Genomic DNA, 18,466 nt, shown 5'->3' on the forward strand with positions numbered 1-18,466 from the left:
TGAACGGCATGCGGGCGTCAGTCGTCGAAGACCAGCCGATGCCCCGGGGGATAGAACTGCCGCGCGAAGGAGACGGCCACCCCGTCCACCAGGCTCGTGCGCTCGATCGTCAAGAGCGGCGTGCCGTCATCGACGCCCAGATTGACCGCACAGGTGCCGCTGGCGCCCTCGGTCAGGATCGCGAAGCGGGTCTGGGTGACGGCGCGGCTGCGGTTCAGCCAGTCATGCGGCGCCTCCATGCGGAAATGCGTGCATTCGGGCAGCTCCAGAAGCTCGGGGTGCAGCCAGACAGCCTCGCAGCAATGGGGCTGACCGTCGGCCAGGTGCCGGGACTGGATCATCATCAGTTCCTCGGGCATGCCCTTGCACAGCGCCGCCGCCGCGCGCGCCGTGGGTGCGCGGCGTTCGCAGCCCGTCAGCTCATACGCATAGGTCGCCTGCATGGCCTCGATCTCGTCGCGGATCACCGGCAGCCGCATGGTCATGCGCCGCATCGGCGTGGCGGCGACCCGCGTGCCGACCTTGCGCCGCCTCTGGACGATGCCGCTTCCGGCCAGTTCGCGCAGCGCCCGGTTCACCGTCGCGCGCGCGCATCCCATCTGCTGGGCAAGTTCCTGTTCGGTCGGGATCAGGTCGCCGGGTGCCCATTCGCCCGATTGGATGCGTTCAAGGACATGTTCCCTGATCGATTGCCAGCTGTGCACGCGTGCCCTGGTCCGTATCCCGCCTTCGTTTCCGACAGTCACCCGCCCTCACCTCCGATATGTTGGTTACAGTTACGGAAGGTTAACCTTTTATGGCACCTGTCGGAATGGACAATTTAGTTCATTTTATGCCCTTTTCCTTTACTTTCCAATGTCATAAATTCACGAAGTGCAAAAAACAGGCAAGGGCGGGGCGTGTCCATCAACCTGACGACGAATCCTGATCGGGATGTTTCGCGCGGAATCGCCACCTCCTGGGGGGTGCTGGGGGCGATCAGCCTCTGCCATATGCTGAACGACGTGATGCAGTCGCTGCTGTCGGCGATCTATCCGCTGCTGCGGGCCGAATTCGCGCTCAGCTATGCCCAGATCGGGGTGATGACCTTTGCCTTTCAGGTGACCGCATCGTTGCTGCAGCCGGTGATCGGCATGGCGACGGACCGTCATCCGCAACCGCGTTCGCTGCCCTTCGGGATGATCTCGACCATGGGCGGGGTGCTGATGCTGGCCCTGGCGCAGGGTTACGGGATGCTGCTGGCCGGGGCGATGATGATCGGTGTCGGATCGGCGGTGTTCCATCCCGAAAGCTCGCGCGTGGCGCGGATCGCATCGGGGGGGCGTTTCGGGACGGCGCAATCGCTGTTCCAGTTGGGCGGCAATTTCGGCCAGTCCATGGGACCGCTGCTGGCGGCCTTCATCGTGGTGCCGCTGGGGCGGCCGGCGGTGGCCTGGTTCGCCGTGGCCGCCGCGGCGGGGGTGGCGATCCTGTGGCGCATCGGCAGCTGGGCCGAGACGCGCCGCCGCGCGGCCAGGGTCGCACCCGACCGCAGCCTGCCATTGCCGCGCGCGACGATCATCCGCGCCATCGCGGTGCTGGCGGCGCTGACCTTCACCAAGAACATCTATACCGCCTCGATGGCCAGCTACTTCACCTTCTTCACGATCGAGAAATTCGGGCTGGAGGCGCAGGGCGCGCAGATCATGCTGTTCCTGTTCATGCTGGGAATGGCGGGGGGCGTGATGCTGGGCGGCGTGATCGGCGACCGGGTCGGGCCGCTGCGGGTCATCTGGTTCTCGATCCTGGGGGTGCTGCCGCTGACGGTTGCCCTGCCGCATGCGGGACTGGTGCCGACCGGCGCGCTGGCCTTTGCCATCGGGCTGATCCTTGCATCGGCCTTTCCGGCCATCGTGGTCTTCGCGCAGGAACTGGTGCCGGGACGCACCGGGATGATCGCGGGGCTGTTCTTCGGCTTTGCCTTCGGCATGGGCGGGATCGCCGCGGCGGGGCTGGGGCTGGTGGCCGACCGGCAGGGCATCGCCTGGGTCTTCGGGCTGTGCTCGTGGTTGCCGGCGATGGGGGTGCTTGCGATCCTGCTGCCGCGACGGCCGATGGCTGCCTGACTTGTCGGACCCGGTCGTGATCCATATCGGCCCCGAAGGGCCCATCGGATACGCCATCCTGCGGATGTTCCGCGCCAGCGGGCATCCCGCGCTGCTGCATCGCGACGGCGAACTGGCCGAGAGCATCTGCCACGCGAAGGCCCGCGATGACCTGCCCCTGACCGAGTGGCCGGATACGCGCTTCTTCACCGGGCTGTATCGCCACGCGCCCATCTGGCGCCCCCCGCTGGAGGCATGGCGAGAGGTCGAGTTCCTGCGCCGCAAGCTGCCGCATGCGCATTTCGTGCTGCCCGAACCCGATCCGCGCTGGTCGCTGTGGCGGATCGGGCGTCCCGATGCACGGGCCTGCTGGCGTCATCACACGGGCCTGCCCGATGCCGCGCTTCCGGGGCTGTGGGATGAACAGATCGAGACGCATCTGGCGAACCTGTCCCAGATGTTCGGCGACGACCCGCGGCTGATCCGCTTCGATCCCCGGATCACGGGGCCGGCCGATCTGGCCGCGCGGTTGAACGATATCCTGCCCATGGCCGCGCCGCCCTTCGATACCTGGCCGCCCGCACCAGGGCCGAAGGTTGATGCGGCCGCATTGATGCGGCACCCCGAACCGCCGGTGGCCGCATCGGACTGGGCCCGCGATGTCGCGGCCTTCTGTCTTCGCGGCATCGACAATGGGGCGGATGGCGGTCTTGCCGGATTGTCCCGGCATGCCTGCCACTGGGATGGCGGATCAATCGTCGCCACCCCCGAGGGGGGTGCCCGCCGGATCGCCGTCGCGCCGGACGAAGGACTGGCCGTCGCCCGCACGGGCCGTCATTTCAAGCTGCTCAGGGCCGAGGGGGTGGTGAACGACATCCTGCGGCTGGATCGCCGCGATCCCGTCTGGATCGACATGGAGGATTCGCGCTGGTTCGGCAGCCCGCAGGGCGATCCGCTGGATCGGCCGGTCCTGTGCCACAACCGCCGCGCGGGGGCGGTGAACGCGGTGCTGTGGCCCTTGCCCGACCAGCACGCGATCGGGTTGCCGGGCTTCGACCCCGATGCCCCGCCCGACGACATCCCGTTCGAACAGAAGGAGGATCGCCTCGTCTGGCGGGGGATGATCTCGGGGTCCGAGATGACCGGCGGCGTGCGGCCCGGGGCCGCGGCGCATGTGCTTCTGTCGCAGCTGGCCGATCCCGCGCTGCGGGACGAGGCCTGGTCGCGGCTGCGGAACACGAACCGGCTGGCCTTCATCCGCCGCTTCATCGACGATCCCGATTTCGACATCGGGGTCGTGCTGGCCTGGGGGTTCCGCGAATTCGCAAGGGACCCGCTGCTGCGCCCGTTCCTGCGCCCCCGGATGGATCGCACCGATTTCCGCAGGTTCCGCTATCAGTTGTGCATGACGGGCTATGACCACGGGTCGAACTTCATCCAGGCGGTGGACGGCAATTCGGTCCTGCTGGCCGAGGATGACGGCTGGGAGGTGTTCTATTCCGGTCGTTTCCGCGCTTGGGAACATTTCATCCCCGTCGCCCGTCACCTGACCGACATTCGCGCCAAGCTGGACTGGGCACGGGCCCATCCGGCCGAATGCCGCGCCATGTCGCAGGCCGCCCGCGCCGAGGCCCGCAACCTGCGCGACCCCGAGGCCCGGCGGGACCTGATGCGTCTGATCCTCGACGGGATCGCGGCGGCAGGCTAAGGCAGGGGCATGGACACCATTCGCATCGCGCCCCTGACCCCCGAGGCCTTCGCCCCCTTCGGCGAGGTGCTGGCCCCGAAACCCGCCCCCGACCGCATGATCAATCGCGGCCGCTGCGAACGCCATCACGCGCTGGCCACCGTTCAGCGCATGGGGGGCGAGGCGATCATCTCGATCTTCCGGTCGGACCCGGTCGCCCTGCCTTACGAATGCGATCTTCTGGAACGCCATCCCCTGGGCAGTCAGGCCTTCATGCCGATGGGACCGGATGCCTGGCTGTCGGTTGTGGCGCCCGACATGGACGGCGTGCCGGGGCAGCCGCTGGCGTTTCTGGTCCCGCCGGGCGTGGGCGTGAACCTGCATGCAGGCGTGTGGCACGGGGTGCTGACGCCCTTGGACCGCGCGGCCGATTTCCTGGTCGTGGACCGCGAAGGCGACGGCACGAACCTGCAGGAAGTCGCCATTCCGCCCGTCAGGATCACGCGATGAACGGGCCGGACCTGTCCTTCGAACTGGCCGCCAGGGCGCGCGGGGCGATGCGGGTCGCGGGCGTGGACGAGGTGGGGCGCGGCCCGCTGGCCGGTCCGGTGACCGCCGCCGCCGTCATCCTGCCCGATATCGACCTGCCCGCGGGCCTGAACGACAGCAAGAAGCTGTCCGCGAAGCGGCGGCAGGCGCTGGACGAATGGGTGCGCGCGAATTGCGACTGGGCGGTCGTCCATGTCGGCGTCGAGGAAATCGACCGCCTGAACATCCTGCGCGCCAGCCAGCTTGCGATGGTGCGTGCCGTCGCCGCGCTGAAGCAGCGCCCCTGCCATGCGCTGATCGACGGCAACCTGATCCCCGAAGGCCTGGATTGCCCGGCCGAGGCCGTGGTCAAGGGCGACGCCCGCAGCCTGTCGATCGCCGCCGCCTCCATCCTTGCCAAGGTCGAACGCGACCGCCTGATGGTGGATTTGGCGCAACAGCATCCCGGCTATGGCTGGGAGGGGAACGCAGGATACCCGACCGCCGCCCATCGCGAGGCGTTGGAACGGCTGGGGGTGACACCACATCATCGGCGTTCCTTCGGTCCCGTCCACAAGATGTTGTGTAAACAGCCCTTGACAAGCGATTGATCCAAAAAACGAATTGACGCCGAATCGGGTCTGAATCATTTTTAGGGGATACCAGACCGGGCGAAACCGGCTCTCCCCAGAGGCAGATAATGACGAAGACCAAGGAACCACGTGCGGATCCCGCGCGGCCATTGCCGTTGAACCAGATCCTTGCGGGCGACTGCATCGATCTGATGAACGGCCTGCCGGCGGGCAGCGTGGACCTGGTCTTTGCCGACCCGCCCTACAACCTGCAACTGCGCGGCGATCTGCATCGCCCGGACAACAGCCGCGTCGATGCGGTGGACGATCACTGGGACCAGTTCGCCGGTTTCGCGGCCTATGACGAATTCACGCGCGCCTGGCTGGGGGCGGCGCGCCGGATCCTGAAGCCGAACGGTGCGATCTGGGTCATCGGAAGCTATCACAACATCTTCCGCGTGGGGGCCGAGCTGCAGAACCAGGGGTTCTGGATCATGAACGACGTGATCTGGCGCAAGTCGAACCCGATGCCGAATTTTCGCGGCAAGCGTCTGACCAATGCCCACGAAACGCTGATCTGGGCCGCCAAATCCGAAGCCAGCAAGACGACCTTCAACTACGAGGCGCTGAAATCGCTGAACGAGGGCACGCAGATGCGCAGCGACTGGGTGCTGCCGATCTGCACGGGCGGCGAGCGGTTGAAGGACGCGGCGGGCGACAAGGCGCATCCCACGCAGAAGCCGGAATCCCTGCTGCATCGCGTCATCGTGGGGACGACCAATCCCGGCGACGTGATCCTCGATCCGTTCTTCGGCACGGGCACCACCGGCGCGGTCGCCAAGATGCTGGGCCGCGACTATATCGGGATCGAGCGCGAGGAGAATTACCGCGAGGTGGCCGCGCGCAGGCTGGCCCGCGTGCGCAGGCTGGATGCCGACGCGATCGCCACCACCCGCGCCAAGCGGGCCGAACCGCGCATTCCCTTCGGGCAGGTCATCGAACGCGGCATGCTGCGCCCCGGAGAGGAGCTGTATTCCATCGGCAACCGCCACAAGGCCAAGGTCCGCGCCGATGGCAGCCTGATCGGCCGCGACGTCAAGGGCAGCATCCACCAGGTCGGCGCCGCGCTGGAAGGTGCGCCTTCGTGCAACGGCTGGACCTATTGGCATTTCCGGCGCGAGGGCAAGATGATCCCGCTGGACATCCTGCGCCAGCAGATCCGCGCCGAGATGGAGGGCGAGAACGCCCGCCCCAACTGAATTCCGCCCTGCTTCACCCGAACCGGCAGGCCGCATGGCCGCCGAAGGGCACCTTGCCCCGCCATGTCCGCATGGCGGGGTTCTTTCTTGGCGTCACAGCGCGTTCTGCGGCATGGGCAGGGCTCCCCTGTCATAGGGCGCCCAATCCGTGATCTCGGGGTAGAACTGCTTGCGCCAAGCGCGAACGCGCGGGTTCATCCGGCGCCGCCACAGCGGCGGCACCATCGCCAGGAAGGTCATCGCCGGGTATCCCATCGGCAGCTGCGGTGCCTCGTCCGCGCCATAGGTCTGCAGCAGGGGAAAGCGGCGGTCGGGTTTCGTGTGATGGTCCGAATGGCGCTGCAGGTTGATCAGCAGCCAGTTCGTGGCCTTGTGGCTGGCGTTCCAGCTGTGGCGCGGGCGCACGGGCTCGTATCGGCCATCGCCCAGATGCTTTCGCGACAGGCCGTAATGTTCGACATAGTTCACCAGCTCCAACTGCCACACGGCGATGAAGGCCTGGAACAGGAACAGGCCGATCCCGGCCCAGCCGCCCAGCAGCGCCGCCAGCGCCAGCATCCCGCCTTGCAGGGCCGCATAGCGCCAGAAGGGGTTGCGCCGGTCGAACGGGCCGCGCCGCGCGCGTTTCAGGAACCCGGTCTCGGCTCGCCATGCGCTGCGCGGGCCATTGGCCAGGACGCGTCCGAAGAAGCGGTAGAACCCCTCGTTGTAGCGCGCCGATACCGCGTCGCGGGGGGTCGAGACCCAGGAATGATGGACCAGCAGATGCTCGGTCCGGAAATGCGAATACATGACGCTGGCCAGCAGAAGATCGCCCAGCCAGCGTTCCAGCGGCGATTTCTGATGCAGCAGTTCGTGGGCATAGACGATGCCGATGGTCCCCGACGCGATGCCGATGGCGAAGAACAGCCCCAGCCGTTCCCAGCCTGACAGATGCCCCGCGCCGATCCACCAGATCGCGCCGAAGATCGTCGCGAATTGCAGTGGAAACCAGACGATGGTGACGGCCCGGTGCCAGAACAGCTGCTCGGTCGCGGTCTCGGGGTCGGGATTGTCCTCGTTCAGGCCCAGGATGCCGTCCAGCGCCGTGGTCAGGTACCAGGCATAGATCGGGACGATCACCCACCACCACCCGCCCAGCCCTGCGGCCAGCGCGATCATGGGGATCAGCGCGATGGACAGCCAGAAGGGCGCTGCAGCGGGGATGGGGGCATGGGACGAGTCGCTCATGCCCCGCAGCTTATGCCGCCAGCAGCGGTCCCGCCATATCCCAGACCTTGCGCATGAGCCCCGGAAGCGCGTCCCGGTCGATGCGCCCCAGGGGGATCAGCTCTCCCCGTTCGGGATTGCCGGACAGATCGCCCAGCATGACGGTCAGATCCAGGGAAAAATGCGTGAAGACATGGCGCACCGTGCCGATATCGCGCCAATCGGCGGGCCCGGGCGGCGGCAGGTCGCGCCCGTCCCACCCGGCCGAGGGGAAGGCCAGCGTGCCCCCCAGCAGCCCCTTGGCGGGGCGCTGTTCCAGCAGCACCGCATCGCCCGACCGCGCGATCCAGGCGATGCCGCGGCGTTCGGGCTTGGGTGCCTTGGGCGTCTTTCGGGGCAGTTCGGCGGCGATCCCTGCCTTGCGGGCCGCACAATGGTCCGTTAGCGGACAGATCGCGCAGGCGGGCTTGCGCGGGGTGCAGATCGTCGCGCCCAGATCCATCATCGCCTGCGCGTAATCGCCGGGGCGTTCCTGCGGGGTGATCGTTCCCGCAAGCACCGTCAGCTCGGGCTTGGCGCGGGGCAGGGGTGTTTCCACCGCGAACAGCCTTGAGACGACGCGTTCCACGTTGCCGTCCACCACCGTCTCGGGGCGCTGGAAGGCAATGGAGGCAATCGCGGCCGAGGTATAGGGCCCGATCCCCGGCAGCGCCGCCAGCCCCTCGCGCGTGTCGGGAAAGGCGCCCATTTCCGCGACGGCGCGGGCGCAGGCCAGCAGGTTGCGCGCGCGGGCGTAATATCCAAGCCCCGCCCATTCGGCCATGACGCGCGCGTCATCCGCCGCCGCCAGGTCGTCGACCGTCGGCCACAGATCGGTGAAACGCAGGAAATAGGCCTTTACCGCCGCCACGGTGGTCTGCTGCAGCATCACCTCGGACAGCCAGACGCGATAGGGGTCGGCAGGCGCGCCGCCGGGGGGCATGCGCCAGGGCAGCACGCGGGCATGGCGATCGTACCATTGCAGCAGGTCGCGGGCGATCACCCGATTGTCACGCAATTATGTGGCCTTCTACTGACTGGCCCGCTTTCATCCGGGGCGGTGGCTGGCTAAGGATTGTGACGTGTTACCAGCAAAGGCGCAGATGTCCCAGTCGTCCGACAGCATGAAGGCAGGTCCACGTCGTCGCAGCCGCGGCTTCCAGGCGGCGTCTCTTCTGTTGTCGCACAGGGTCCAGAAGGCCGCCGAGGGTCGCGGCTTTGCCGTGTCCCGCCTGCTGACCAACTGGCCCGAGATCGCGGGCCCGCAGTTGGCCGCCGTGACGCGCCCCGTGCGCATCAGCCATTCGCGCGGCGGCTTCGGTGCGACGCTGACGCTGCTGACGACCGGGCCCATGGCCCCCATGGTGGAAATGCAGCTGCCGCAACTGCGCGAGAGGGTGAATGCCTGCTATGGCTACAACGCCGTGCAGCGGATCAGCCTGACCCAGACGGCGGCCACGGGCTTTGCCGAAGGGCAGGCCAGCTTCTCGGGGATGCCGGCCAAGCCTGCGCCCCAGCCGACGCCCGAAGCCGAACGTGCCGCAAGCCGCGCCGCCCGGGGCTTCGAGGACCCGACACTGGCCGCCGCAATCCAGCAGCTGGCCCTCAACATTGCCAAACGCAAGACCTGAAAGGATCCGCCCCATGTTTCTTCGTCACGCAGCGACCGCGATCGCGCTGAGCCTGGCCGTCCCCGCCGCCGCACAAGAGGCCGAGACCCTTCCCGATGTCGTTCTGGGCGATGCGGACGCCCCCGTCACGGTGATCGAATATGCCAGCTTCACCTGCGGGCATTGCGCGAATTTCCACGAGAACGTCTATCCCGACCTGAAGGCCGAATATATCGATACCGGCAAGGTCAAGTTCATCCAGCGCGACATCTATTTCGACCAGCCGGGCCTGTGGGCCGGGGTGCTGGCGCGCTGCGCGGGGGACGACAAGTTCTATCCCGTTGCCGACATGCTGTTCGACGAACAGTCCGAATGGCTGTCGGGCGGGTCGGGCGACGAGATCGCGGCCCAGCTGCGCCGCATCGGTCTGAAGGCCGGCATGACCGAGGAACAGATGACGGCCTGCTGGAACGATACCGCCAAGGTCGAACAGCTGATCGCGACCTTCCAGAAGAACGCCACCGCCGACGGGATCGAGGCCACGCCCACCTTCGTCATCGAGGGCGAGAAGGTGAACAACCAGCCCTGGGAGGGCCTGAAGGAGGTCATCGAGGCCAAGCTGGAAGACGCCGAATGATCCACGGCTGATGCCGCTCGCGGCGTCCGGGAACACGGAATGTTGAATTTTCGTCCCGGACGCCGCAATCTGTCCCCAAAGCGGCCGCTGACGGCCCCAGATGGGACAGAACCAGATGCTTCAGGAATTCAGGACATTCATCCAGCGCGGCAACGTGATCGACCTTGCCGTCGGGATCATCATCGGCGCGGCCTTCACGGCCATCGTCAGCTCGCTCGTCAGCGATCTGATCAACCCGATCATCGGGATCCTGACCGGCGGGGTCGATTTCAGCGACAAGTATTTCGTGCTGTCGGGCGACGTTCCCGAAGGCGTCAGCCTGGATGTCGCGCGGGAATCGGGTGCGGCGATCTTCGCCTATGGGTCCTTCCTGATGGCGGTGGTCAATTTCCTGATCATCGCATGGGTCGTCTTCATCCTGGTCAAGGTCGTGAACCACATGAAGCCCAAGGAAACCCCGAAGGAAGAAGCGCCCGCAGGCCCCACCCAGGAGGAACTGCTGGCCCAGATCCGCGACCTTCTGGCCGATCGCACCACCCCAACGCTGTGAAGTTCCGGCCCCGGCAGCGATGCCGGGGCCGTTTCCGTCACGACCCCAGCAGCGTCTCGGGGGTGACGGCATCCAGCTTCAGCGCTTCGCCCACCGGGGGCGAGGTCAGTTGCCCTTCATGCACCGACAGCCCCGCGCGCAGATGCGCGTCATCCGTCAGGGCCTTGCGCCAGCCCTTGTCCGCCAATGCCAGCAGATGCGGCATGGTCGCGTTCGACAGCGCCTGGGTCGAGCTGCGCGCGACCGCACCCGGCATGTTGGCCACGCAGTAATGCACGATGCCGTCCACCTCGTATATCGGATCCTGATGCGTCGTGGCCTTCGAGGTTTCGAAGCAGCCGCCCTGGTCGATCGCCACATCCACCAGCACCGCGCCCTGCGGCATGGTGGACAGCTGTTCGCGGCTGATCAGCTTGGGGGCCGCAGCGCCGGGGATCAGCACCGCGCCGATCACCATGTCCGCGCTGCGGATCAGGTCCGCCGTTGCCGCTTCGCTGGCGAATTGGGTGGTCAGTCGCCCCATGAACACGTCGTCCAGGTAGGACAGGCGCGGGATCGAACGGTCGAGCACGGTGACATTGGCGCCCATCCCCGCCGCGACCCGCGCGGCCGCGGTGCCCACGACCCCGCCGCCGATCACCACGACATTGGCCGGACGCACACCCGGCACGCCGCCCATCAGCACGCCGCGCCCGCCATTGGCCTTCTGCAGCGCCCATGACCCGACCTGTGGCGCAAGACGGCCCGCAACCTCGGACATCGGCGCCAGCAGGGGCAACCCGCCCCGCGCATCCGTCACGGTTTCATAGGCGATGGCGGTGACGCCCGATGCCAGCAGGTCGCGCGTCTGGTCGGGATCGGGGGCCAGGTGCAGATAGGTGAACAGCAGCTGCCCCTTGCGCAGCATCGCGCGTTCGGCGGCCTGCGGTTCCTTGACCTTGATCACCAGCTCGGCCCAGTCGAACAGGCTGGCGGCATCGAGGGCGATGCGGGCCCCGGCGGCGGCATAGTCGTCATCTGTGTATCCCGCGCCAAGACCTGCGCCGGTCTCGACCATCACCTCGTGGCCGCGGCCCGCGGCTTCGGTCGCGGCGGCGGGGGTCAGGCCCACGCGGAATTCCTGCGGCTTGATTTCCTTCGGACATCCGATCTTCATCGCTCTCCTCCCAGAATGCTTGATCCTTCGATGATGCCAGCCGAACGCGCGAAGGTGCTGCGAAGATGCAGGGCGCGGGCGGGTGTCCCGCGCAGAAACAGCTGGCACAGCCGCGGGTTTTCGAAGATTCTGCGTCCATGCAGGAACTTGACGCAATAGACCGCCGTATCCTCGGGCTTCTTCAGAAAGAGGGGCGAATCAGCAATGCCGAGCTGGCGCTGCGGGTGCATCTGTCGCCTTCGGCCTGTCATCGACGCGTGCAGCGGCTGGAAGAGGCCGGCGTCATCTCGGGCTATGTCGCGCTGCTGGATGCGCGGGCGCTGCGCCGCCAGACCACCGTCTTTGTCGAGATCACGCTGTCAGGTCAGGCCGACGAGGTTCTGGACGCGTTCGAGCGTGGCGTGGCCCAGATCCCCGACGTGCTGGAATGTCACCTGATGGCGGGGACGGCGGATTACCTACTGAAGATCGTGGTCGAGGATACCGACGATTTCGCCCGCATCCACCGCCAGCACCTGTCGCGCCTGCCCGGCGTGGCGCAGATGCATTCCAGTTTCGCGCTGCGGACCGTGTTCAGGACGACAGCGATCCCGGTCCAGCCCGGGCCCGCGTGATCGCCCGCGTGATCGGATGTGATCACGGGGCATGGCACCATTGTCCACATCGCGGCGTTATCGACGCAATCTGATGTGGAGATGCATGATGCTGAACAATCCTCTCAAGACCCTGATGACCGGCGTGGCGACGGCGACGCTGCTGGCCACCGGCGCGGTTGCCCAGACCGCCCAGATCGACACCCCCGAGGGGCGCACGGTCATCGTCCCCGAGGCCGCGCTGGAAACCGCGCCTTCTGAAGGCTTCGTTGTCGAAAGCGACTATCCGATGCTGGACAGCGTCGAAAACAACCAGGTGATCGCGGAAACGCTGATCGCGCAGGGATACAGCGACGTGGTGATCAGCCGCGAGGGTCCGATGCTGACGGTGACGGCACAGCGCTCGGGCGTCCCGATCGAACTGGTCTACAGCACCGCGAACGGTCGCCTGGTTTCGGTCGACGGGGTCGAGACGCGTGTCGATGCGGATCCCAGCTCGGCCAATGACGACACGATGGAGCCGGGCCTGACCGAAGGCACGCCGGATGACGAAAGCGCCGACGATGCGATGACGGATGGTGCGACCGGTGATTCGATGACCGATGGCGCGGATGCGACCCCCGACATGGGCGACATGGGCGACACGACCGAGGGCACCGACGCCACGGATGGCGGCGATGCGGGCGATACCGGCAGCGACACGGGCAGCCAGAACGGATCGGACGCCGGTGCCGGCGGCGATACCGGTGGTGACAGCGGCAGCGATGCGGGCGGCGAATCGGACGGCGGTTCGGATAGCGGCTCGGACGGCGGTTCCGACGGTGGTTCCGACGGCGGTTCGGACGGGGGCGACAGCAACAGCTGATCGCGTCCGGCCAAAAGGAAAGGCCCCGCGACGTGGCATCGCGGGGCCTTTTTCAACGCGGGCTCGCGTCGTCTTACAATGCGCCTTCGCGCTGTGCCTTTTTACGGGCAAGCTTGCGGGCACGACGGACGGCCTCGGCCTTTTCACGGGCTTTCTTGACCGACGGCTTCTCGAAATGCTGCCGAAGCTTCATTTCGCGGAAGACACCTTCGCGCTGAAGCTTTTTCTTCAGTGCACGGAGCGCCTGTTCGACGTTGTTGTCGCGAACATTGACCTGCATGTGGTTGTCACCACCTTCCTAGGTTAGAGTTGATAGAATTGCAGGAAGCGCCCCACTAGCAGAGAGGGGCGCGATTGTCCAGACTGGTGGCAGACGAGGCTGACGATGACCCATTCCGACCGCGACGCGCTGCTGGATGCCGCGCTGATCCACGTCCCGTTCGAGGGGATGAACATGGCGGCCCTCCGGGCGGGGGCACGCGACATCGGCATGGATGCCGCACTGATCCCCGTCCATTTCCCGCGCAAAGGGGCCGATCTTGCCGCCGCCTATCACAGGCGGGCGGATGCGGCGCTGCGCGATCTGTTGGCGACCGATCCTCCACAGGGGCGTTTTCGCGACCGGGTGGCCGAATCGGTCTGGGCGCGGCTTGAACTGGTCGATCCCGAACTGGTACGCGCGGGGGCCGCGATCCTGGCGCTGCCGCAGAATGCGGCGCTGGCCGCGCGGCTGGTCTGGGAAAGCGCGGATGTGATCTGGACCGGGCTGGGGGACAGCTCGGACGACGTGAACTGGTATTCGAAGCGTGCGACCCTGTCGGCAGTGATCTCGGCCACGGTGCTGTTCTGGCTGGGCGACGATTCGCAGGGCAAGGTCGATACTCGCGAATTCCTGAACCGCCGGATCGACGGCGTCATGCGTTTCGAAGGCGTGAAGGCGCGATTGTCGCGCCTGCCGGGGGCTGCGGCGCTGGCGCAGGGCGCGTTCGGCTGGGTCCGGGCCCCGCGCAGCCATCCGCTGCCCGGCAAGACACGCTGACACCGAAGGAGAGAGAATGTTCCCCGACAGCATGACCGCGATCGAGATCGCGTCCCCCGGCGCGGCCGATCAGCTGCGCAGCGCGGATCGCCCGGTGCCGGTGCCGACCCATGACCAGATCCTGATCCGGCTGGATTATGCGGGCGTGAACCGCCCCGACGTCTTCCAGCGCGCGGGGGCCTACGATCCGCCTCCGGGGGCGTCGGACCTGCCGGGGCTGGAATGCTCGGGCGAGATCGTCGCCATGGGCGCGGGCGTCACCCGCTGGCAGAAGGGCGAGAAGGTCTGCGCGCTGCTGCCGGGCGGTGGCTATGCCGAATACGCCGTCTGCCATGCGGATCACGCGTTGCGCATCCCCAAGGGGTTGTCCATGGCCGAGGCCGCGGCCCTGCCCGAAACCGCCTTCACCGTCTGGTCGAACGTGGTCCAGCGGGGCAGGCTGACGGGGGGCGAACGCTTTCTTGTCCATGGCGGGACATCGGGCATCGGGATGATGGCGATCCAGACCGCGCGTGCGCTTGGCGCGCGGGTCTTCGCCACGGCTGGCAGCCCCGAGAAATGCAAGGCGATCGAGGCGTTGGGCGCGACGGCGATCAATTACCGCGAGCAGGATTTCGTCAAGATCCTGCGCGAAGCCGGCGGTGCGGATCTGATCCTCGACATGGTGGGGGGCAGCTATATCCCGCGCAACATCAAGGCCTTGGCCCAGGATGGGCGCCTCGTGATGATCGCCTTTCTCGAAGGTCCCAAGGTCGAGCTGAACTTCGCGCAGATCATGGCGAACCGGCTGACGGTCACCGGATCGACCCTGCGTCCGCAATCGGATGTGGCCAAGGCCGAAATCGCCGACCAACTGCGCAAGCAGCTGTGGCCGATGATCGCCGCGGGGTCGGTAGGGGTAACCATCGACAGCGAATTCGCGCTGGCCGATGCCGCCGAGGCGCATCGCCGGATGGAGACCAGCGAGCATATCGGCAAGATCGTCCTGAAGGTCCGCGCCTAGCGCACGGCCTCCATCAGCACGCTGGCGCTGCTGCAGTCGCGCCGCGTGTCCGGGGCGCAGTCGCGAAATTCGAGATCTCTGGTCAGGCAGATTTTCAGCTCGGTCAGCACCCCGTCGCGGCAGGACACGGTCAGCCCGTCGGGCGAGAGGTTCGGATTGACCTCGAGGAAGGCCTCTTCGACGACGCTTGGGGGCAGGGTGATGTCGCGGCCCAGATCGTCGAACACCTCGGGGATCTCCAGCGATTCGTAGGCCTTGCGCGTGGCGTCGTAATAGGCCTGCGAGGACAGGCCGCTGCAGCGACCATGCTTCTTCCACTGATACCAGGCCAGCCCGCCCGACCCCATGACATCCGACATCGCCTGGCTTTCCCGGCGCGACGGGTCGCGCTCGGGGGTCGCGCAATCCTGCGGCCAGCCATCCTCGTATTGCGGCCAGAGGCCGTGGACGCTGAAATCGCGGCCCGTGCCGCCATCGCATTCGGGCGCGTCCCGGTCGTCGCCCGTGGCCGAACACCAGGATGGCTGCCAGGACAATGCCAGCACGTAATAGTCGAAATCGCCGGCGGTATCCGCGGCAACGGGCAGGGGGGCGGCCATGGCCGCAAGCAGGGTCACGATCTTGCGCATGAGGTCACAGTAACGCCGCCCGCGCGGCTGTCCATGCCCCTTGCCGCGCGAATCCCCTTTTCCCCGGCCCCCGAAAACGCTATATCCGGCGCCAATTCCCCCCCGAGAACGAGGAATGGCGCAAGCCGAAAGCCGTTTTTCCGGCCAAGCCGCCCATGTTCGGGACCAAGTTGCGAAGGAGACTGACATGAGCAAGCCGCTGATGGCCAAGGCCACCGCCGTCTGGCTGGTGGATAACACCACGCTCAGCTTCAAGCAGATCGGCGATTTCTGCGGTCTGCACGAGCTGGAGGTTCAGGGCATCGCCGATGGCGACGTGGCCGCGGGCGTGAAGGGTTACGACCCTGTCGCCTCGAACCAGCTGGACCACGAGGAGATCAGGCGCGCCGAGGCGAGCCCGACCTACAGGCTGCGCCTGAAGCACAACCCCGCCGCCGATGGCGAGGAGAAGCGCCGCGGCCCGCGCTATACCCCGCTGTCCAAGCGTCAGGACCGCCCGAACGCCATCCTGTGGCTGGTCAAGTTCCACCCGGAACTGGCCGATGCGCAGATCGCCAAGCTGGTCGGCACCACCAAGCCCACGATCAATTCGATCCGCGAGCGGACGCACTGGAACATCCAGAACATGCAGCCGATTGATCCGGTCGCACTGGGCTTGTGCCGTCAGACCGAACTGGACGCCGCCGTCCAGAAGGCCGCCAAGAAAAGCGCCGCCGAAGGTGGCGTGATGTCGGATGACGAACGCCGCAAGCTGGTCAGCACCGAGACCTCGCTGTCGATGACGGACGAGCCGCGCCTGCCCAGCTCGATCGCCGGGCTCGAGAACTTCTCTCTCTCGCGCGACGAGGATGACGAGAAGCCGCGCAAGGATCTGGATGCGGACAGCTTCTTCAACCTGCCCGACAATTCGGACGACGACGAAGACGAGGACAACTGATCCTGTCATGAAAAAGGCCGGCAGTGACGCCGGCCTTTTTCGTATTCCCTGCGATGATCGCGCGTCAGGTTCGACCGCGCACCATGCGCACGACCCAGATCAGGATACATGCGCCGACCACGGCGATGATCAACTGTCCGATGATGCTGCCCTCGGCGCTGCGGCCCAGCAGCAGGTCGAACAGGAAGTTGCCGATCAGGGCGCCGATGATGCCGACGATGATGTTCATCAGCAGCCCCATGTTGGATTTCATCACCTTTTCGGCGATCCAGCCCGCGATGGCACCCAGAATGATGGCAAGAAACCAGCCGATACCTTCCATGACATATCCCTTTTCGTCGTAAATGGCCCGCCCCTGTGACGGCCTGTCGCAGTAGTAATGCTGCAACCGCGCGATCCGTTCCCGGACCGCGCCACCATTTGCCCCAGCCGGTCAGACCGACAGGCAGATGTATTTCATCTCCAGATAGTCATCGAGCCCGTGATGACTGCCCTCGCGACCCAGGCCCGACTGCTTGACGCCGCCGAAGGGCGCAACCTCGGTCGAGATGAGGCCGGTATTCACGCCGACGATCCCGTATTCCAACGCCTCCTGCACGCGGGTGATGCGGCCGACATCGCGGGCATAGAAATAGGAGGCCAGCCCGAAGATCGTGGCATTCGCGGCCTCGACGGCTTCTTCTTCGGTGTCGAAGCGGAAAAGCGGCGCGAGCGGGCCGAAGGTTTCCTCGGAGGCGACCTTCATGTCCGAGGTGACGCCCGTCACGACGGTCGGTTCGAAGAACAGCCCGTCCTTGGGCTTGCCGCCGGTCAGGACCTGCCCGCCATTCCGGGTCACATCGTCGATATGTTCCTGCACCTTGCCGACCGCATCGCGGTTGATCAGCGGGCCGGTGGTGGTCCCGTCCTCCAGCCCGTCGCCGACCTTCAGCTTGGACACCGCATCGGCCAGCTTTTCGGCGAAGGCGTCATAGACGCCCGACTGGACATAGATGCGGTTCGCGCAGACGCAGGTCTGGCCGTTGTTGCGGAACTTCGATGCCATCGCCCCTTCGACCGCCGCATCCAGATCGGCGTCGTCGAAGACGATGAAAGGCGCGTTGCCGCCCAGCTCCATGCTGCATTTCATCACCTGATCGGCAGCTTGGCGCAGCAGGATGCGGCCCACCTCGGTCGATCCGGTAAAGGTCAGCTTGCGCACCTTGGGGTTCTCGCAGAACTCCTTGCCGATATCGCTGCTGCGCGACGAGGTGACGACCGACAGGATACCCTTGGGCAGGCCCGCGCGTTCGCCCAGCACCGCCATGGCCAGCGCTGACAGGGGCGTTTCGGCAGCCGGACGGGCGACGAAGCCGCAGCCCACGGCCAGCGCGGGACCGGCCTTGCGCGCGATCATCGCATTCGGAAAGTTCCACGGCGTGATCGAGCCCACGACCCCGATGGGCTGGCGGATGACGCTGATGCGCTTGTCGGGCTGGTGGCCGGGGATCGTTTCGCCATAGACGCGCTTGGCCTCCTCTCCGAACCACTCGATGAAGCTGGCGCCATAGGCGATCTCGCCCTTGGCCTCGGCCAGGGGCTTGCCCTGTTCGGCGGTCAGGATGGTGCCCAGATCCTCCTGCGCCTCGATCATCAGGTCGTACCATCTGCGCATGATCTGGGCGCGTTCCTTGGCGGTGCGGGCAGCCCAGTCCTTCATCGCGGTATCGGCCGCGTCGATGGCGCGGGCGCATTCGGCGCGGTTCAGGTCGGCCACGCGGGCGATCACGTCGCCGCGCGCAGGGTTCGTGACCTCGAAGGTCGCGCCGTCATCGGCGTCGATCCATTCGCCCGCCACGAAGGCGCGGGTTTCCAGCAGCGAGGGATCGCGCAGAAGGGATTTCAGGTCGGTGGATTGCTTGGTCATGGTCGCTCCTACGGGGACTTGGCGCAGAGTTCAGCACGCGGCCCGTCGCTTGTCAAAACCGGGTCCGGTTCCGGGTCCGGTGCGAAAACTAACGTGATCCGCACGTGTGGAACGCATATGGCGGATGGAATGTTTCTGAGCCATTCGTCCCCTGTCCGGGGGC

The 18,466-nt window shown here is 66.5% G+C and carries 21 protein-coding genes; 13 read left to right on the top strand and 8 right to left on the bottom strand.

Annotated elements, in window-relative coordinates; translation table 11 throughout:
- Positions 1–17: 17 nt before the first annotated feature.
- Positions 18–746: a GntR family transcriptional regulator gene (locus KO490_RS16625; RefSeq protein ID WP_216018209.1), complete on the bottom strand. Its 729-nt coding sequence runs from the start codon at positions 744–746 to the stop codon at positions 18–20.
- A 153-nt stretch (positions 747–899) separates the two neighbouring features.
- Here KO490_RS16625 and KO490_RS04525 point away from each other — a divergent pair, with 153 nt between their 5' ends.
- The 5 genes from KO490_RS04525 (at position 900) to KO490_RS04545 (ending at position 6,130) form a co-directional block, all read left to right on the top strand.
- A complete protein-coding gene (locus KO490_RS04525; RefSeq protein WP_368500154.1) occupies positions 900–2,105 on the top strand; it encodes an MFS transporter in 1,206 nt (401 codons plus the stop codon).
- 1 nt (position 2,106) lies between these two features.
- Entirely contained in the window at positions 2,107–3,792 is a 1,686-nt protein-coding gene (locus KO490_RS04530) for a glycosyl transferase family 90 (protein WP_216018210.1), read from the top strand.
- Positions 3,793–3,801: 9 nt separating this feature from the next.
- Positions 3,802–4,281 carry an ureidoglycolate lyase gene (locus KO490_RS04535; RefSeq protein WP_216018211.1) on the top strand — a complete coding sequence of 160 codons (480 nt, stop codon included), beginning with the start codon at positions 3,802–3,804 and terminating at the stop codon, positions 4,279–4,281.
- Positions 4,278–4,910, top strand: coding sequence for a ribonuclease HII (locus KO490_RS04540; protein ID WP_216018212.1), 633 nt, complete (start codon positions 4,278–4,280; stop codon positions 4,908–4,910). Before KO490_RS04535 ends, KO490_RS04540 begins: the two co-directional genes overlap by 4 nt.
- Positions 4,911–4,996: 86 nt before the next feature.
- A complete protein-coding gene (locus tag KO490_RS04545) occupies positions 4,997–6,130 on the top strand; it encodes a site-specific DNA-methyltransferase (RefSeq protein WP_371822274.1) in 1,134 nt (377 codons plus the stop codon).
- A 93-nt stretch (positions 6,131–6,223) separates the two neighbouring features.
- Here the strand turns inward: KO490_RS04545 and KO490_RS04550 are convergent, their stop codons facing one another.
- Positions 6,224–7,360: an alkane 1-monooxygenase gene (locus KO490_RS04550; protein WP_216018214.1), complete on the bottom strand. Its 1,137-nt coding sequence runs from the start codon at positions 7,358–7,360 to the stop codon at positions 6,224–6,226.
- Positions 7,361–7,370: 10 nt separating this feature from the next.
- Positions 7,371–8,396, bottom strand: a complete 1,026-nt coding sequence (mutY, locus tag KO490_RS04555; protein ID WP_256447461.1) for an A/G-specific adenine glycosylase — start codon at positions 8,394–8,396, stop codon at positions 7,371–7,373.
- An 85-nt stretch (positions 8,397–8,481) separates the two neighbouring features.
- Between mutY and KO490_RS04560 the strand changes: the two genes are divergently transcribed.
- The 3 genes from KO490_RS04560 to mscL all read left to right on the top strand — a co-directional run bounded on the left by KO490_RS04560 (position 8,482) and on the right by mscL (position 10,175).
- Positions 8,482–9,009, top strand: a complete 528-nt coding sequence (locus KO490_RS04560; RefSeq protein ID WP_216018215.1) for a DUF721 domain-containing protein — start codon at positions 8,482–8,484, stop codon at positions 9,007–9,009.
- A 13-nt stretch (positions 9,010–9,022) separates the two neighbouring features.
- Positions 9,023–9,625, top strand: a complete 603-nt coding sequence (locus KO490_RS04565) for a DsbA family protein (RefSeq protein ID WP_216018216.1) — start codon at positions 9,023–9,025, stop codon at positions 9,623–9,625.
- A gap of 115 nt (positions 9,626–9,740) precedes the next feature.
- Positions 9,741–10,175, top strand: coding sequence for a large conductance mechanosensitive channel protein MscL (gene mscL / locus KO490_RS04570; protein ID WP_216018217.1), 435 nt, complete (start codon positions 9,741–9,743; stop codon positions 10,173–10,175).
- Between the two features lie 37 nt (positions 10,176–10,212).
- Here the strand turns inward: mscL and ald are convergent, their stop codons facing one another.
- Positions 10,213–11,331, bottom strand: coding sequence for an alanine dehydrogenase (gene ald / locus KO490_RS04575; RefSeq protein WP_216018218.1), 1,119 nt, complete (start codon positions 11,329–11,331; stop codon positions 10,213–10,215).
- 137 nt (positions 11,332–11,468) lie between these two features.
- Here ald and KO490_RS04580 point away from each other — a divergent pair, with 137 nt between their 5' ends.
- Together KO490_RS04580 and KO490_RS04585 are read left to right on the top strand one after the other, a co-directional pair.
- A complete protein-coding gene (locus KO490_RS04580; protein ID WP_216018219.1) occupies positions 11,469–11,945 on the top strand; it encodes an Lrp/AsnC family transcriptional regulator in 477 nt (158 codons plus the stop codon).
- Between the two features lie 85 nt (positions 11,946–12,030).
- The gene (locus KO490_RS04585) at positions 12,031–12,789 is read left to right on the top strand and encodes a hypothetical protein (RefSeq protein WP_216018220.1); all 759 of its coding nucleotides are present in this window, start codon (positions 12,031–12,033) and stop codon (positions 12,787–12,789) included.
- 73 nt (positions 12,790–12,862) lie between these two features.
- On the opposite strand, the gene rpsU is transcribed toward KO490_RS04585, so the two are convergent.
- Entirely contained in the window at positions 12,863–13,069 is a 207-nt protein-coding gene (gene rpsU, locus KO490_RS04590; protein WP_022705914.1) for a 30S ribosomal protein S21, read from the bottom strand.
- Positions 13,070–13,174: 105 nt separating this feature from the next.
- Here rpsU and KO490_RS04595 point away from each other — a divergent pair, with 105 nt between their 5' ends.
- Together KO490_RS04595 and KO490_RS04600 are read left to right on the top strand one after the other, a co-directional pair.
- Positions 13,175–13,828: a COQ9 family protein gene (locus KO490_RS04595; RefSeq protein ID WP_216018221.1), complete on the top strand. Its 654-nt coding sequence runs from the start codon at positions 13,175–13,177 to the stop codon at positions 13,826–13,828.
- A gap of 16 nt (positions 13,829–13,844) precedes the next feature.
- Positions 13,845–14,831: an NAD(P)H-quinone oxidoreductase gene (locus KO490_RS04600; RefSeq protein ID WP_216018222.1), complete on the top strand. Its 987-nt coding sequence runs from the start codon at positions 13,845–13,847 to the stop codon at positions 14,829–14,831.
- Here KO490_RS04600 and KO490_RS04605 read toward each other — a convergent pair.
- Positions 14,828–15,460 (bottom strand): ribonuclease T2, encoded by a 633-nt coding sequence (locus KO490_RS04605; RefSeq protein ID WP_216018223.1) that lies wholly within the window; start codon positions 15,458–15,460, stop codon positions 14,828–14,830. The genes KO490_RS04600 and KO490_RS04605 overlap by 4 nt on opposite strands.
- A gap of 187 nt (positions 15,461–15,647) precedes the next feature.
- Here KO490_RS04605 and KO490_RS04610 point away from each other — a divergent pair, with 187 nt between their 5' ends.
- Complete coding sequence (locus KO490_RS04610) at positions 15,648–16,397, top strand: DUF1013 domain-containing protein (protein WP_216018224.1); 750 nt, start codon at positions 15,648–15,650, stop codon at positions 16,395–16,397.
- 64 nt (positions 16,398–16,461) lie between these two features.
- Here KO490_RS04610 and KO490_RS04615 read toward each other — a convergent pair whose 3' ends face one another.
- Both KO490_RS04615 and KO490_RS04620 read right to left on the bottom strand, forming a co-directional pair.
- Positions 16,462–16,719, bottom strand: a complete 258-nt coding sequence (locus tag KO490_RS04615) for a GlsB/YeaQ/YmgE family stress response membrane protein (protein ID WP_216018225.1) — start codon at positions 16,717–16,719, stop codon at positions 16,462–16,464.
- A gap of 111 nt (positions 16,720–16,830) precedes the next feature.
- Positions 16,831–18,303 carry an NAD-dependent succinate-semialdehyde dehydrogenase gene (locus KO490_RS04620; RefSeq protein ID WP_216018226.1) on the bottom strand — a complete coding sequence of 491 codons (1,473 nt, stop codon included), beginning with the start codon at positions 18,301–18,303 and terminating at the stop codon, positions 16,831–16,833.
- Positions 18,304–18,466 lie beyond the last annotated feature (163 nt).

It is taken from the genome of Paracoccus sp. C2R09 (assembly GCF_018860625.1).
Taxonomy (GTDB): domain Bacteria; phylum Pseudomonadota; class Alphaproteobacteria; order Rhodobacterales; family Rhodobacteraceae; genus Paracoccus.

Excerpts from the sequence above, each read along its gene's own strand:
- KO490_RS04535 (WP_216018211.1), top strand. The coding sequence starts at position 3,802 with ATGGACACCATTCGCATCGCGCCCCTGACCCCCGAGGCCTTCGCCCCC.
- mscL (WP_216018217.1), top strand. The coding sequence starts at position 9,741 with ATGCTTCAGGAATTCAGGACATTCATCCAGCGCGGCAACGTGATCGAC.
- ald (WP_216018218.1), bottom strand. The coding sequence starts at position 11,331 with ATGAAGATCGGATGTCCGAAGGAAATCAAGCCGCAGGAATTCCGCGTG.
- KO490_RS04600 (WP_216018222.1), top strand. The coding sequence starts at position 13,845 with ATGTTCCCCGACAGCATGACCGCGATCGAGATCGCGTCCCCCGGCGCG.
- KO490_RS04610 (WP_216018224.1), top strand. The coding sequence starts at position 15,648 with ATGAGCAAGCCGCTGATGGCCAAGGCCACCGCCGTCTGGCTGGTGGAT.
- KO490_RS04580 (WP_216018219.1), top strand. The coding sequence starts at position 11,469 with ATGCAGGAACTTGACGCAATAGACCGCCGTATCCTCGGGCTTCTTCAG.
- KO490_RS04620 (WP_216018226.1), bottom strand. The coding sequence starts at position 18,303 with ATGACCAAGCAATCCACCGACCTGAAATCCCTTCTGCGCGATCCCTCG.
- KO490_RS04550 (WP_216018214.1), bottom strand. The coding sequence starts at position 7,360 with ATGAGCGACTCGTCCCATGCCCCCATCCCCGCTGCAGCGCCCTTCTGG.
- rpsU (WP_022705914.1), bottom strand. The coding sequence starts at position 13,069 with ATGCAGGTCAATGTTCGCGACAACAACGTCGAACAGGCGCTCCGTGCA.
- KO490_RS04595 (WP_216018221.1), top strand. The coding sequence starts at position 13,175 with ATGACCCATTCCGACCGCGACGCGCTGCTGGATGCCGCGCTGATCCAC.
- KO490_RS04540 (WP_216018212.1), top strand. The coding sequence starts at position 4,278 with ATGAACGGGCCGGACCTGTCCTTCGAACTGGCCGCCAGGGCGCGCGGG.
- KO490_RS04585 (WP_216018220.1), top strand. The coding sequence starts at position 12,031 with ATGATGCTGAACAATCCTCTCAAGACCCTGATGACCGGCGTGGCGACG.
- KO490_RS04560 (WP_216018215.1), top strand. The coding sequence starts at position 8,482 with ATGTCCCAGTCGTCCGACAGCATGAAGGCAGGTCCACGTCGTCGCAGC.
- KO490_RS04605 (WP_216018223.1), bottom strand. The coding sequence starts at position 15,460 with ATGCGCAAGATCGTGACCCTGCTTGCGGCCATGGCCGCCCCCCTGCCC.
- KO490_RS04615 (WP_216018225.1), bottom strand. The coding sequence starts at position 16,719 with ATGGAAGGTATCGGCTGGTTTCTTGCCATCATTCTGGGTGCCATCGCG.
- KO490_RS04565 (WP_216018216.1), top strand. The coding sequence starts at position 9,023 with ATGTTTCTTCGTCACGCAGCGACCGCGATCGCGCTGAGCCTGGCCGTC.